The 16582-nt window shown below is 57.6% G+C and carries 6 protein-coding genes; 1 reads left to right on the forward strand and 5 read right to left on the reverse strand.

Annotation, left to right across the window (positions count from 1 at the left end; genetic code table 11):
• Window positions 1-57 precede the first annotated feature (57 nt).
• The 4 genes from J7E36_RS21945 to J7E36_RS21960 all read right to left on the reverse strand — a co-directional run bounded on the left by J7E36_RS21945 (window position 58) and on the right by J7E36_RS21960 (window position 9587).
• Entirely contained in the window at window positions 58-2952 is a 2895-nt protein-coding gene (locus J7E36_RS21945) for a hypothetical protein (RefSeq protein WP_215007769.1), read from the reverse strand.
• 54 nt (window positions 2953-3006) lie between these two features.
• Window positions 3007-5301 carry a hypothetical protein gene (locus J7E36_RS21950; protein ID WP_215007772.1) on the reverse strand — a complete coding sequence of 765 codons (2295 nt, stop codon included), beginning with the start codon at window positions 5299-5301 and terminating at the stop codon, window positions 3007-3009.
• A gap of 65 nt (window positions 5302-5366) precedes the next feature.
• Window positions 5367-7799, reverse strand: a complete 2433-nt coding sequence (locus tag J7E36_RS21955; protein ID WP_215007775.1) for a hypothetical protein — start codon at window positions 7797-7799, stop codon at window positions 5367-5369.
• 36 nt (window positions 7800-7835) lie between these two features.
• Window positions 7836-9587, reverse strand: a complete 1752-nt coding sequence (locus J7E36_RS21960; protein ID WP_215007778.1) for a hypothetical protein — start codon at window positions 9585-9587, stop codon at window positions 7836-7838.
• A gap of 342 nt (window positions 9588-9929) precedes the next feature.
• Here J7E36_RS21960 and J7E36_RS21965 point away from each other — a divergent pair, with 342 nt between their 5' ends.
• On the forward strand, window positions 9930-14915 hold the full coding sequence (locus J7E36_RS21965) for an RHS repeat domain-containing protein (RefSeq protein ID WP_231286429.1): 4986 nt from the start codon (window positions 9930-9932) through the stop codon (window positions 14913-14915).
• Between the two features lie 87 nt (window positions 14916-15002).
• Here J7E36_RS21965 and J7E36_RS21970 read toward each other — a convergent pair whose 3' ends face one another.
• Window positions 15003-16466, reverse strand: coding sequence for a hypothetical protein (locus tag J7E36_RS21970; RefSeq protein WP_215007781.1), 1464 nt, complete (start codon window positions 16464-16466; stop codon window positions 15003-15005).
• Window positions 16467-16582 lie beyond the last annotated feature (116 nt).

Consider the following 16582-nt stretch of genomic DNA (forward strand, 5'->3'; position numbering starts at 1 on the left):
GCTGCCGCCCGCTCCGAGCATTCGAAGCTCAATGTTTCTTTAACTGCCCAGCGTGATTCACGGCGTAAACTCCGTGTGCACCAGTCTGTTCCGATCCCCTACAGTACTAGGCGGAAGGAAAGAAATGCGTCGCCTGTGTGGATTTCCACGTTTATCGATCAATATCACTGCCAGGTCCCGGGACAACTTGTCTCTGGCATTGTTTCCCCGACGGATGTAAGGAATGCGATCGGAACGATGCAAAGTAATAACCAGCAGGCCTTTCGCAAAATTTGACTGGTCAACCCTAATATCCAACGACTCGTCCCGCTCTTTGACGACCTCCTTGAGGACACTGTCGAACTTCACCTTATCGACAACTTCCTCCTTCAGCGGATCGTCGAAGATATACCCTGTCCAACTGAACATGGTTTCGGCCAGTTGCTCGCTTTCCCAGCGAATGGTCGACGTCTGGGGCGATAGGTAAATATCGCTGCCATCAACCGAAACAAACTCCAACGTTTCGAACGCAACGCCAGGAAGCGTACCCCCCACGTATCGCAACGTCCAATAATCGACAGTGCGCAAATGAAAGTCGAAATCATCTTCGGGATCCCCCCCCGGGCCCGCTGATCCACCACTGACCCTCACTCGCTCAAATAGGTAGTCCGACGGTTGGAATTGAGGTATGGCCTGCGGGGTAACATGTATTTTGCTGTTTACCTCGCCGGGAAAGTCGGTTGACTTCCACCATCGTTGGTCACTGTCGGCCTGGAACTTCACATGAAAAGCCTTTACTGCATTCCCCCTTTCCCGCGAATGAAGATAAATCTCCTGCCGGCTGATGGCTGCACTGGGCGAGGCGTCTTGCACGGCGCCCCAGGGTTCGGCCAGTTCAAAACGATTCTCGACCAAGCGGCTCCGCCATTTCTCGCTGTCCGATTCCGCTATACCGTCAAGCGGCTCCTCGACCGGCTCTATTTCATCTCCCGATACATCGTCTACCAGCTTCAGGCTGGCCTTCTCGGTGACACTCAACGGGTATTCCACGCCATTGACAGGGACTGTCCCGACCACGATTTCCGCTCTCAACTGTTGATAGCCGTTTGCATACAACTGGCCATAGCGTCCCTGTTCTCTCCCGCCAGGCACCGTTACGGTGAACTCTGAAAGCGCCTTCCAGCTGGGCTCCGGTTCCAGCTCGGAAAGATCCACGACACTGTAGCCGCTGGACAGAACCACCCCGTTGCTGACGATTTCGCATTGCACGACAGTGCTCGATGCCGGGCCCTGGGCCGACGCGGTGAACTGCCCCGTGGAACTGACCTGCCCTGCGCCGCTGATCACTTTCCAGCGTCTGGGGAGACTGGGCAGCAGCGTGGTGTCGTCCCTCAGTTGTATCGCCACGGACTTTTGTACCGCTGGAACATAGGCGGGATCGATCCGCAGTTGTTGTTGCGCATTCTGCAGCACCAGGGCTAACCGCCGCGTTTGCGTACCGGCGACTTCAATCTGCTGCACGGCCAGGCCTTTGGCCCTTGAGCGGGTATCCGGTGTAAAGGTTGCCTGGTGACCCTCAGGGGTCAGCGCGCCGTACAGCGGTGCCAGGGGAGTCCATGTCACACCCGTGGCATCCGCTGTCGAGGCCTTCAACACGATGGGTTGTGATTGGGCCCGGGTCGAATAAACCGCCGTGCTCGGTGCCACCGTCACGCTTTCATACACCACCAGCAGCAACGCCGATGCCGTGTAGGTCTCATCGCCAGCGATATATTCGGCGGTGACCACCACATGCAGCGACTCATGCCCGATGGTATTCGCGGAGGCGGCGGTATACAGCCCGTCGCTGATCCTGCCATGACCCGCGGCGGTATGACTCTGCAGGCTGACCGCCTTCCAACTGCTGGCCTGGATGGGCGTACCGTTCCAATCAAGTAACCTGAAGCGCTGCGTCCCTCCGGCCTGGATAGTCTGAAATGTAGGCTCCAGGGTAATGCGGGTCCGTTTCGGATTGATGTTGCCAAATACCGCCAGGTCGGCAGGCACATGGCGCTCACGCTCTTCAAATACGTTGTCACCGGGAAACAGCAGGTTGTTGAGCACGTCCAGCCGGTTATCCTCGATGTGAGGAATCATCGCCTGGGAAAGAATCAGCGCCGCCGTGTACCGATCACTGCCATCGGTTTCCTGATCATCAGGCAGCAAGTACGGGAAGCTGCCATCGGGAGGGAAACGCCCATCGACGGTATTTCCCTGCAACCGTATGAAAATCACCACCCCACCCTCGCCAAAATTCGACGCCCCCCTGACCTTCGCCCCTGGGGCCGCCTGGGTGAGGATGTGAAATGAAGTGGGGGTCAACGGGTTGTGGCCTTTAAGTTCGAGCATCCCCAATTGAAAGACACTTCGGTGCGCTGGTAGCGCCGCGAAACATTGTCTCAAGAAGCCCGACAAGCGTAGGTTCGTTGCTTCATCGTCTCCGGCCAGATTGCAACGAAAGTTAACCCCTTCGGCCAAATTCAGCTTCACCCTGCCCTGCTTGTCGATTTCGCCCACCACCATGGATAAATCAATGTCCATTTCGACATTGAAACCCTGCGACTCCGCAACAGTGAAAGTCGATGAGAGCGTCTTCAGCGCGCCAGCCGCCTGACGCGAAGCGGTATAACGACCGCTCAGAATATTCATCGTCAATACTGCAGTGGAATTAGTCAGCGATGCGGTATTGAACGACAACCGCGGCTGCCCTAACGTAATATTTTCCAGCTCGACATAATGGCTCTGAAGTTCGTTCAGAAAGACTTGCCCACTTAACGGCGGCAGGAAGCCGAACCCATTGAATCGTTCTATGTATTGCTGCTCCAACAAACGATTCAACCGCCCGCGACTGAAGATTGAAACAGCGCCCCAGCCTTGGGTCACCGAACCTTGCCGCATACGTGCGAGCAGGCTTTCCAACGAGTTGCCAGACATGATATTGCCCTCTCATTCACTTAAGAAATAAAGCAATAAAGCGGTGCTTGATAATTATTGAGCCAACGCCTCAAGCACGGTAGGAAAACCAGAGAGGGGCAGCGGCAAAATGATATAGCCTTCGAATGTGCCGAAATCGCCGCCGTCCACCGACACGGTAATCAGAACAAACCGCTCTTTGGCTGAAACGTTATCGCTGTACAGGCCCGATGCCGCATCAATCGATCCCGGCCCACCGAGCGGGAGCGACCATCGGCCGTTTTGGGATTGATTATTTACAAAGACCTGCAATTGAATTTGCCCCTCCGGCAAATCCGGATTATCTACCGGTTTAATCGTGGCGCCGGGCTCGCTTTGAAGTACCAGGACATAGGCAGATTGTGTTTGAGATCCGTGACTCACCTCGACCTCATCGAGCACAAAGGTTTTTGTAGCGACTTGAGGACCAGCGATATAAGTGTGATCACCACCCGGTTTGTCACTGACGACCACGTCACCGCTTTCGCCGGCGACGGGATTCTTGATGGCCCAGTCCAATACGCTCCCATCCAGGTGACTTGCCGACAGCTCTACCCGTTGGCCGTGATAGCACACCTGGATCTGCGGATTAGCGGTGATCGGGTTCGCCATGACCGAGAGCAATGTCGCGCTTCGCTCGCCGGAGAGCGGCTCATGGGCAATGACCAGTACCCGGTTGAATGAGCCGTTCAGGGCGTGGGCAGGTGGCGCCTGGTACAAGCCGGTTTGCGCGTCGATCTCACCCGGGTTGCTGCCGCTTTCGGAAAGATTTTCCACTGACCAGCGCAGGCCGGCATGCTCCGGTTCCGTGGTCAGTTGCAGGGGCCTGCCGGCAGCCACCATCGGTTGGCGCTCGACAATGGTGAATGACGCACCGGACGTATGGACCTGGCCGAACATCGCCAGGTCGAAGGGCAAGGCGACGCGGGTCGGGTGCGCATTGCTGCTGCCTATTATTTGCACCCCTGCTAAAAAGGTTTCGGACGCTGCCGTCGTCAAAGTGGTGGCGAACCGCTCAAGGATCGCCCTTTTCACCGTGCTGGCGACGAAATCCTTGATCTGCTCCAGTTCCTGGCCCTCAATCGTCCCGGGAAGCCCGGAAACATGACTGACCTCCTGCGTATCGGTGTACGGCACGAACAACTCGCCTTCCATGGCCGAAACGCCAGACTCATCCGCCGCCAAACGGAACTCGTGCTGCAAGTTGATTGTGAACGTAGCCGTATGCGCGCTCCAGGTCGTGCCGCCTGAAGGGCGGTATCTGAACGACAGGGAGAAGGTGCTCTGCCAGTGTTGGAATACCTCATCCTCACCAAACTCGGCGGTCAGCGGCAAAGCGCCGTCCGCAGCCGGAACACTGAACGCTTCGAACTCGAACTCATAGTCAAGGCTGCGGTAGCTGCCCGCCGTCGCCGGCAGGGCGCCGCGCTTGGCGACCATTTTTGCCAACGCGCCGCCCTGACCGAGCGTACGCTCGAATTCAGCCCCCTCAAGCAACTGTAAAAGCGCATGGGCGAAGGCAGCCCGATGGATCAACGCCAGGGAAAACAGTGCAGTCGCCGAGTAGCTTTGCTGGGCATCATCGTCGGGAATCAGGTACCTGAAGTCGGAGCCATCGCTAGGAAATGTGCCCGCAAGTCCGTCGGACATACGCACGAACAACAACACGGCACCGTCTTCGCTCCCGGGCATCAGTGCCTGGGGGTCGCGAACCTGGGTCCGCACATCGATGCTTTGGGCGAACATGAACGGATTCCCCTCATCGGGGAAGGTGCCCAGGGCATAGACGCGCCGGTCTGCGTCCAACCCCTCGAACCAGCGCTTGAAGAGCGTCCCCGCTTCACTTTGTTCCGTAGGGGTATTGAACAGCTTCAGCAAGACTTCCTCGCTGTTCGCCAGATCTGCCACCACATCACCGACATCTGCCGTCAAGGCCAGATCCAACGTCACCTGCGCGCCATTCAGCGGATCGAGGGCGCTGAGGCTGGTGACGCTCTTCTGACCCTGGACGGTTTCCACCATCATATGGATGCCCTCTACGACCGCCAGGCTCAAGGATGTCGTGGCAGTCTGAAGGCTGGGCTGTTCAAAAGAGAGCGCTGGCGCGCCCAGCCTGAAACCCGTCAGGTAATGGGTAATGTTGGTATCGGGTATGTCCATGGCCCCCGTGATAGCGCCCAGGTCCGTGCCCTGACTCAAGCGAGTGATATGGTCCTGCTGCAGGCCCAGGTTAATTTTTCCGCCCTCCAGGACCATAATGAGGTCCCACCCTCGCATCTGGGAGTTGCCGTGCATCCACGCGAGTAAACTTTCCACCGAATGACCGGCCATGACATTACCTCCAGAAGGATTCGCTCCAATAACAGGGCTTGTATTGACAGCTGGTTGACCGCTATTCATTGACTCAACACCTCGAGTACCTGTGGGAACTCAATCAGAGGCAGCGGCAAGATCAGATGGCCTTCGAACTTGCCGAATGCGCCACCATCCACTAAAGCGAAAATCAGCACGAAGCGCTCGGTAGCGGTTGGCGACGTCCGGTAGAGGCCTGTTGAATCGATCGAACCCGGTCCCCCCAAAGGCAGGCTCCACTCGGCCTCCATAACATTCGAATTGACAATGGCCTCCAGTTGAACCTGCCCCTGCGAAATATCGAGGTTGACAATCCTGATCGTTGTTCCGGGTGTCCGTTGCAGCGCCAGAACATGGACAGATCGGATCTGGCTCGTCCGGCGGTTCTTGACTTCCACTTCGTCGAGTACATAGGTTTTACTGGAGACCTCGGGTCCATGGTGATAGGTGTGATCGCCCTCGGGGTTAACGCTGGGTCGTACTTCGCCACTTTCGTTGGCAACCGGGTTCTTGATCGACCAGATCAGCTCACCTTCACCCAACGTACCTGCCGCTAATTCGACACTGCTTCCAAGGTCGCAAATCTGGATCAACGGGTGGACGGACAATTCATTCACCAGCACGGTTACCAAGGCCGAACTGTAGTAATCCGAACCTGGGTCGGTCGCCGTGATCCGCACACGCTTGAAACGCCCCTCGATCGAGGCCGCCGGAGGCGAACGGTACAATCCGTCGGCGCTGATGGCTCCGGGATCGCTGGCGTCTCTCGCCAGGTTCTCCACTGTCCACAGCACCCCGCCGACATCAGGTGCCGTGCTGAATTGAAGGGTATCGTCCTGCGGCATCAGCGGCTGCATCGGGCTGATGATGAAAGAGGTCTGGGTGGGATTGACGCGGCCGAAGAAGCCGATATCGTAAGGGGAGCGGATTTCGTGACCTTGTATCGCTCTGCCAAAATTCATTTTTATGAGGTCGTCGATAAATGGCCTCATAAAAATATCTATATTTAAATCACGTTGCAGCGCACGCTTGATTTTTGGTTGAACACTATTCACGAACAAAAGCCCAAGCTGAGCTAGCACATACAGTAACAATACTGTCAAGTTGTCTTTGCTTGCCTCTTCCTTTGCCAGTGGCGTACCGTCTGATAGCGCACCGGTTTCTTCATCTTTCATATTTGTCACCAGCTCAAACTTCGTGGCCCGCATCACCACCTCGCTGACGCCATCAGTTCCGACAACATCCATCAGTTCGAATTCAGCCTGAAGATCCACAACATACAAATACTCCTTAGTGATTGTAGGCCACAACTCCTCCCCCACCCCATTTACAAACAATATATTGACCTGTGACTTAGCTTCCGAAACCCAATGCACTGAGAACTTATTCGCCGCCTCGGCAACTAGCGTAAAGGGCACCTTACTATTTGCTGAAAGAAAGACCGAACTCCGGGTAATCCAAGGAATGACGAACTGCGAATCCTCACCAACACCCACACCGGGGAGAGGGTTTGCCGATGATGCTATCGTTAATCCTCCTGCCCTTGCCACAGCTGACATCAGCTGTCCATCACTGCTGTAGAGACGATGAAAATCATCACTGCCGATCATCTCTGCAACCCTATCCAGTAACGCGTCCCCCAAAACGGAAGACAGTTGCTCCACGTTGAATAACACAGTGGCCGAATAGTCTTCTTCGCCGTCATCGGGAATTAAATACCTGAAACCAGAGTTCGGACTCGGATAACCCCCTTCGTTATTCCCTTCCATACGTACGAAGGCCACGATAGCGCCGTTACCGTGCTCGGCGGAGCTGGGGTCGCGGGCAGCCGCTCCGCTTGCCTGAGTGCGCAGACCAAATGATTGAGGACGCATCGACTCACTCGTTCCGCGCTCGATCCTGCCCAACGGCCAGATACGTTTATCATCGGGCAGCTGGTTGAACAGGTCCTTGAAAAAACTTCCGCCCAATCGCTGCTCTTCTGCCGTCTGGCCAAAGGTCAGTCTGAAGTTATCGCTTTTTTTCAAATCCAGTATGATTCGCCCGTCGTCGTCCACATTGCCCGGGACTTGATGCAGCAGCAAGTCCAGGTACAATTTCGGCCCTTGCAATGGATCGATTTCATCCACCTCAACCGCCTTCCAACCCACACTTTCTTTTGTAAGGGTTAATTGGCTTCCGCCGATCACGCTCATAGTCAACATCGCTTTGGAATCATTCAAGTCGGCATTTTCGAATGACAGCAACGGTACATCCATCACAAAGTCATGGATGAATTTCACCCACCGGTTTTCAACGACCTGCACTTCCCCTCGGATCGGCGGCAAATAGCTTTCGGTATCGAAGCGACGTATATACTCCTGGCGCATCAACAAGTTTGCCTTGCTTCGCTCCAGCGCGACGATCATTCCCCAGCCCGACAACTGCGACGTATCTTTCATCCAGGCCAGCAACGATTCCAGCGAATTGTTTGACATGATCCAGACCTCATTGATTTGAATTCTCCACGGGCGTTACTCCACCAACTGCGGGGAGATCATGGGAAAGGCTTTATAGGAAAAGCCTTCATCGAAACTGGTTTCGACACGCACATCGAACTGTTGATTGAGTCGCAACCTTTCCAGAAAGGAGCGGGGCAGGCGCGAGGACAGCGCTCCGGCGAGATACTCTTCCTCGGTCACCACCTCGGCGTCGCCTTCGCGCAGGTTGAAAATCTCTTCGCCGCCAACCGCCAGCAGGCCCGTAGCCGTTATCTTCACGCGCTGCCCTTGGGCCATGAAGATCCAATTGGCCAAGTTGAAGGTCACCTCATCGATGACCGCACGCAGAGAAATTTTGTTATCCGGAGAAGCGGGGGAACGGATCTGGAGCGTCGGCCAACCGTTCACGATGTCCTTGATTTCCAGATCAAACACCCCCGATTTGTACGAGGGTTCCCCTGGGGGGGTGACTCGATAAAACACATCCAGGCGCTTGCCCATGTTCGCCGGTACAAAACGGGGCGGGATATAAAAACGTTTTGGATCACCGACCGTAGGATCAGCCACATGACTGCCGCTGTCGCCGTAACCCTCCCAGTGCATCTGGACCGTGTCCTCCGAACCAATCACCGCCTCGGCTGGAACCTTGATAGAGACGCCTCCCGTGATACTACTGGCGAGTAAATAACCCCGGTACTCCTCATCCTCACCGTCCCGGATCACCCCCTCGATCTCGGGATGAGGCAAATGCAGGGGCCGGCGCAACGTCAGCGTCAACGGCATGGAGGTGCCGGCCCGCCCTACCCGGGCGTACTGATAGGTCAGCTCTACCGTCTTGCCGTTATTGGCTGACAACCACCCATGGTCGACAGCGATTTGCAGGACCTGGCTGTCCACCGTTGACGGATCGACGCGCAGTGTCTTGATCTCCTTCGGATCGCCCATGGCGTACAACACCACCTCATCGCCCACCTGGATACCGGGGTAAATCTCGATGACCAGCGTAATGCCATTGGGGTGCGCCTCGGGGTCCAGCATGTCGCCGGTATAGTCCTTGACTCGGGGCGCCGGCAACAAAGGGGTTTGTGGCGTAACGATACGCAGCGCTTGTTCACGGGAGTGGCTGGGCACCGTCGGGGTGGTGTAGACGATGCTGTAGCTGATCAATGCAGAGCCATCTTCAATGGGTTCCAACTCACTGAGTGGTACTGTCCATTGCAGGGGTCGCCCCAGGTCGGGCTCGGACAGGACTATTCTGCGGGTAAAATCGTCCCAAGCGATGCCGTCAAAGAAGTATCTTTTCATGGTCAATGTCACCTGGTCGCCCACCGACATCGCCTGATAGGGTGGTACGACCACAGTGGCACCGGCAAGTCCTACCAACAGCGTCAGGTCCACATCGCAATCATGGGACTCCTTGATCTGTGCAACCGGAAGCAGCGCACTCACCCCTTTGCCCACATGAAAAAAACGCCGCAGCGATTCCTCTCCCCGGCCATCCGGTGCGCTCGCATCGTCCATCCTGTACGAATACAGCACCTGGCCCTGATCCAGCGCCCGGAGCTTGTCGTTAGGAATTTCGACCCGCATGCCTTCCGGCTTCAGCTCACCCGGGCCGATCAGCACCCGGTCGTCAACATGGTCGATGACCTCACCCAGCGGACCACTTCCCCGCCAGTTGGGCCAGAATGCATGCCCTTCGGCAATGCCGGGATAGTTAATGTGAGTGGCAAGGTCGGCGCTACCCAACGCGTCCAGATCAATCGCGTTATCAGGTCCAAGCATTGGAACTTCTGGCGGAGGTAGCACAGCGGCCATCATTTGAACTCCCTGATCGACATATCTTGATGGCGGGCTTTTTGAGCAGCGCCCCATCAAGTTTTCCTTTCTTTTACGCCTCGCCCATCGATCTGCCCACTATCAGAACTGATAGGTTACCGGCGCTGACCCGACTGTTATTGTCGTTGTCGGAAGTCGATATTTATTCCCCGAAGTTCGCTCTCAGCGGTGCTCGGCGCTGGCATTTTCATGTCCGGCCGCCGGCCCATCGGCGAACTTTTATTACCCCCAAAGAGGCTCATGACAATGACTGCCGCCCGCTCTGTACATTCCAACGCGCTTAACTTCATGAGTTCCGTACAGAACGGGGTTGACCCGCGCACGGGTCTCTACGCCGTAGCGATCAACTTCCCCGAGGTACAAACCAATGATCTGCGCGGTCCGGGTTTTGCCCTGGCGCTGGCGTACAGCTCGCTCAATACCCAGGACAGTGGCTACGGTTATGGCTGGAACCTGCAACTGTCGCAATACACGCCTGGAAACCAGATCCTGTCCCTGAGCACGGGTGAAACCTTCAAGGTCACCGGCAGCGACACCGTCAGCGGTCAGTTGGTCATGAAGGAAAAAAAGCTCGACAGCTTTCATTTCTATCAAGAGGACGAGAGCCACTACCGGGTTGTGCATAAATCCGGCCTGGTCGAAATACTCAAGGTCATGGGCAGTACCCAGAACGGCGTGGCCCTGCCGGTTGAGATTCGTTCACCCACCGGGCACAAGGTCACGCTCGGCTATGCGCCGTTCAGCGCCACTCAACAGATACTGGCCTGGGTCAAGGATGATTCGGGCCGGACCTTGCTGACGCTCGACCGCCAGAGCACGGCCATCGAGCTGCTGGTGCAGCCGTTCGCCGGTCCCGAGGGTGGTCCGTTGGCGCGCTTCACCATGATGCTGGAAGGCTCTGACAAATACGTTACCCGCATCATTCTGCCGACGCCGAACGAAGCGTCCTGGCGCTTTGGCTACAACCAGATCCGCGATCATCTTTGCATGACCTGGGTAGAGACCCCCGTCGGCGGGCGCGAGGACATACTCTATCAAGACGGTGGTCATCAATTCCCTGAAGGCAGCGGCCGCCAGCCTTTGCCCCGGGTCACCCGACACCTGACCGACCCAGGCTTGGGCCAGTCGCAGATCGATGTCCGCTACACCTATAAAAGCGAAGACCCCGAGCAGGGCGAGAAGAATTTCCTGGGAGGTGGCCTGCGTCTGGCCTGGGATGAAGATGGCCTCGACAATCTTTACAAGTACATTGGCGCCTATGAATACGTGTGCATTGAAACCCTCTGGGTACTTGATGAATCGGAATCGGACGCGCATCCGGTCCGAAAAATCGAACGCAGTTTCAACCAATTCCATTTGCTGACCCGGGAAACGACTACACAGAACAATAACGTCGAAACGGTGGAAACCACCTATTACCTGACCCCGGACGTCGCGTTCGATCAGCAACCCAACTACTGCCAGTTACCCAAGACCGTCAGGACCAGCTGGTCGGTACTCGATAACCCGAACCGCAGGCGCAGCGAGACCGTCAGCAGCACGTATGACACGTACGGCAACCTGCGGGTGCGGACCCAGGCCGATGGTGTCATGGAGACCAGCGTCTGGTACCGCGCTGCGGGTGAAGAGGGCTGCCCGGCCGATCCCGAAGGCTTTGTACGGCAGTTGAAAGAAAAAACCGTCAGCCCCGCGCGGTCGACCAATGGCCAGGCCCCGACGCTGTGCACCCGTTATCGCTACAAGGCCTTGCCGGAATTGGGCGACCGCCTGCCGGAGGATCGCCGGGCGGAGGACGTGCCCCTCAAGCAGTGGCTCACGGTCGAGAGCCAGACGCTGGTGCAGCTTGGGAGCAATGAAACCGAACTGGAGCATACGCTCTTCGAACACATCGACGACCGGACCGACGCGTTCCTGCATGGACGTGTCTCGCGCCAGACGGTGACCTTGAACGGCCTGTGCACCCTCGTCGATTATGACTACAGCAAGTTCGACAGCCCTCAATTCGGCGTGCCCGTGCAGCAAACCCGGGAGACGATGAGCACGAGGTTCGATAACGTCAGCAAAGCCATCGTTCGAGAACATTCACTGTTCACCTCACAAGAACTGTCGAGCCTGGTCGATGGTGTGCAAACCCATTACTACTACGACGCCCTGAATCGACTGACCCGGGAAGTCGTCGCCCCCGATACTGCCTTCACGGCCACACGCAATTATGAATACACCCTCAGTGCCATGGGCGGGCAGCGGGCCGAGCAATTGAGCTTCAGCGCCAGGCAAATCAAGACCCGCAGCGTTCTCGACGGGTTGGGTCGCTTGATTTTCCAGGAGAGCGATCATGTCGACAGCAACCATTCAAGCCGGACCCGACAAGCCTATGCGGCCACTTACAACGCGTGGGGGGATCTGGCTGAAGAGACGGAATATGACTGGCTGGACAGTGAACCCCGGACGCTCAAGAGCAGCTTTGAGTATGACGACTGGGCGCAGCAATGCTGCGTGACCGGCCCCGACGGCGTCGAGACCCATCAAAGCCTGGACCCGATCGGAACACCTGAGTCCCAGGGACCGATCCAGCGCAACTGGCGCCAGAGCGCCGGGCCATCCCCGTTGATCAGCGGCCTGAGCGAGAGCTGGCTTAATCCATTCGGCAAACCCTCGCAGACCCGGACCCTGGATTCAGCCGGGAACGAAATCGCGACAGAAACCTACCTTTACGACGGCCTGGGACGTTGCACCCAGCATACGGACGCCGCGAAATACACCACTGGGTTCGTCTATGACCCCTGGGCACGGCTGATCAGCAGCACCCTGCCCGACGACAGCATCGTCACGCGCACGTATGCGGCACACAGCACATTGGAATTGCCGGTGGGCCTGTGCGTAAGCGGCGACGGCGTAAACGAAACGAGTGTGGGCACCCAGGCGTTCGATGGCTTGGGTCGACTGACCCGGACCACATCCGGCACCCGCACCGAGCGTTACACCTACGATGCCGGCCAGATGCAGATAAAGACGAGAATCACACCGGCAAACGACACCATCGAATACGACTACAACCTGGCCCTCACCGACCAACCCATCAGCAGCCACGCGCCGGATCAGGACACGGGGTTCACTTACCATTCGACCAGCTCGCGCCTGACCCGGGCACGCAATGAGCAAGGCAGCCGCGAGTACGAATACGACACCGCCAATCAGTTGCGCGTCGAGCGTTGGATCGACAATCGCAACACCGCCTGGGAAACCCTGCATTCGAGCTCCATGCAAGGCCGCCCGATCAAGCGCACCGACTTGAAACAGAACCATAGCGCCGGCCTGGACACCGTCTACGACTACGATGACGCCGGACGGGTAAAAAGTATCGATCAGGGTCAGCTCCAGGCCGCGTTCGAATACAACAGCCTGGGTGAACTGCACCTCATCACCACGCGGGACCGGGCGGCGGACAGCACGCTGGTGACCCAATTGCAGTACGACGATCAAGGTCGCGAAATACTGCGCACGCTCACCTTGAACCAACTGCCGCCGCGCACCCAGGCGCAAACCTGGCAGGTCGACGGCCTGCTGCAAAGCCGGGATCTGCAGCTGGATGGACTCAGCCTGCTCAAGGAGACGTTCAGCTACGATGCCCGTGGCCGGTTGACCAAACATGAGTGCGAGGGCAGCACGTTGCCCAGGGACGGCGAAGGAAGAGAGATCCGCAGTCAGATCTTTTCGTTCGACGCCCTGGACAATATCAAGCTGGTGCTGACGAAATTCGCCGACGATACAACTGAGCGGGCCATCTTCACCTACGCGGTCGACGATGACCCGTGCCAACTGCAGGGCATCACGTACTCGCCGCCGAAGGTGACAAACCCTACGTTCAGCTACGACCTCAATGGCTGTCAACTCAACGACGAGCGCGGCCAACGTCTGAGCTACGACAGCCAGAGCCGTCTGATGGGTGTCGAAAGCCCGGGGGGCCAGGTTGTCAGCCAGTACCGTTACGACGGGCATGATCATCTGGTGACTTCGAAACAAGGAAATGAAAGCGAAGCCCTGCGCTTCTACCAGGACGAACAACTGAGCAATCTCGACCAGGACGGCCATCAGACCCACTTTTTCTACCACGCTGACCGCCCCCTGGGGCAACAGGCCTCGGACAACTCACAGACGTTACTGTTGCTGACCGACGCGAACCACAGCGTCATTGGTGAAAGCCGGCAACGGGACCTGCGTTCCGCCGTCTACAGCGCTTACGGCGAACGCCATAGCGACGACACGCTGCGCAGCCTGCTGGCGTTCAACGGCGAAATGCGTGATGAAGCCAGTGGCTGGTACTTGCTCGGCCAGGGTTACCGGGCGTACAACCCGGGCCTGATGCGCTTCCACAGTCCGGACTCGCTCAGCCCGTTCGGCAGCGGAGGTGTCAACCCCTACACCTATTGCCTGGGCAACCCGATTGCCCTGCGTGACCCCACGGGGCATGAGGCGGTCGGCTGGAGTGGCAGGTTGCGGAAACCGGACGAGGATACTGCGCCGCCGCAGAGTAGTGGAGGTGGCGGCGTGGAGGGTTGGATTTCCGTGGCGGTGGGCGCGGTGTTCGTTGCCATTGGTGTCGCTTCATTCATTGGTTCATTGGGAACCTCGGGACCTGCCTCCCTGGCATTGATCGCGGTGGGTACCGCGCTCTCTGCCGGCTCGACCATTGCCAGCGCAGTGGCCGTAGCGGATAACAATGAACAAGCTGGTAGATGGGGCCAGTATTTGGGGTATGGGGCAATGGTTGCATCGGCCCCTTTCATTGTTAAGGGGGCTTACCAGGGGGTCATGAATGCAGTTAGAAAGACCGCCATCCCGGTCGCGAATAAATCGACGGGGCACTTGCTGCTCGCCGGCATATTCGCGCCGAAAGCAGCAAGGATGGTTAATATTGCCCCAAATAAGCAATTCCAACTGGTTCAGTTAATACCGAAAGTAAAGCCGATATTAGCTAAGCCTGGCGCCGCTCTGCTTCAACCAGCCAATCTCGCTGCGGCTTCAGCTGTGCCCACCCCTTTTATCCCTACCCCTCCAAGAATCCCGCCAGCTGCTGCGGCTCTTGCCGCTTCGCCGCCCAAATCAGGAGGGACAGGGGCAGGTCTTGGAGGAAGGGCCGGAGGAGGACTTCAAAAAGGTCGTTCAGCTCCAGACTTGGAGGATCTGTTTCAAAAAGAACTGAGGATTAAAACTGCCCCAAGACGAGACATGCCTGGGAACCAACCGCTTGAGTTCCACTCTGCCCGTCAATGAGTTCTTCGTTAATCTTCGGCGACAAAACCCATCCGTTTTGCCGCCGAAATCTTCTCGCCCCCCCAAACCCGCGGGCGCCGGCAACCCTCAAGCCACCAACGTCGGCGTCAGCATCGGAAAGCTCTTCCAGGTCTGCCTGGCATCGAAGCTGACGCTGACCCGCACTTCCAGCCCGCCACCGATCTTGAAACCCTGCAGGTCCGACTTGGAAATTCGCCCGGCGGGAATGGTCTGGGCCACCTCCGGAACCGGCGACTCCGTCAGCACCGGAATCCTGACCAACTGGTTGCTACTGTCGACACCTCTGACCTCGATCGTCAGGTACTGGTCGACGGCCATGAAGGTCCAGCGTGCGAGCGTGAAACTGGCATATCCCCCAGCAGCAATACTCGCCAGACTCAACCTGCCGCCGGACACTTTGTCGCACTGGACGGTGGGCAACCCCGTCAACTCCTCGACCCGCAGACTGTAGTTGTTCGACTTGTGCGGCTCGACGATGCCGGGCTCGAACACCTCGTAAATCACCGAAATCGTCTTGCCCAGGTGCTGGGCGATCTTGTCGCTCGGGATCTTGTAGTCCCGCGAACCTGCGGGGTTCGGACTGTCAGTACGAAACGCGCCGACCGTGCCCGGCTCGGCCCATTGCACGAACACGCCCTCACCGTCGTAGATGACCGCCTCGGATGGGATGATGACCGTCACGCCATTGACCGCATCGAGCGGTTTCAGCACCCCGCTCGATGATCCACCCGGGGCCTCCTTGACCGAGCAAGGTGGCAGGGTGCGTGGGATAGGCGTAGCCGCCACCTCCAACTCAACCGGCTCGGAACGCAGGCTCAGGTTGCCCGCGCGGTCCTGCGCCTCATACCACACATACCGCCAGCCATCGCCCCGGTCCCGAATCACATCACCCGGGATCGTGACTTCCAAGGGATCGGCATAGTTCTGGTCATCGAGCTCGATGACCCCGCCCTGGTACTGGGAACCCGGCGTGGCCCCCCAGTACCAGGTGATTCGGTCCCAGGGTCGGGGGGTCGTATAGGGCGGCAGGTTGGCCTTTACCTCATCGTTGTTCAGTTCGAGGTAATGGGCCGTGAGCTTGTTGGGTGGAAGGACTTCGGAGGGGAACACCAGCTCGCTGTCGGCAGCCAGTATGGGAGGGGTTTTATCGATGGTGACGTTTACCGGCACGCATTCACGAGGCGTCGAATTATTCCAGGGCACTACCTGGTAATACAAGGGGTGAACGCCCTCATCCAGCTTGGCAGCGGGGACTCTCAGCCAGAGGTCTGCGTTCTGAATGGGCCCCTGTAGAAATTTTTCATCGACCTTTTCCCCTTTCCAAAACAACCGAACGGTATCGGTCATCCCGGATTCTGGAGCTGCATCACTCCATAATTCGAACTCAACCCGTAGCGGCAACAGCCAGGCGTCCTTGCGTAGCAGGTTCTCTTCACCACCGGGAGCCGGGTCGAGCACTCCGATGATATCGGGCGGAGAGAGGTCCACTTTAGGTTCATTGAAACGCTGCTGGTCTCTGGAACTCGACATGGCTGTTGCCTCACTAAAAAGCGAGCCGGCTCGTTAGCGTGGTCGGCCTGGCCGGCGGGCGTTTGAAATATGAAATTCAGTTTTCACCCACTAACGTCTGGCTCTCATTTCAGCAC

It is taken from the genome of Pseudomonas fluorescens (assembly GCF_018614775.1).
GTDB lineage: Bacteria > Pseudomonadota > Gammaproteobacteria > Pseudomonadales > Pseudomonadaceae > Aquipseudomonas > Aquipseudomonas fluorescens_BY.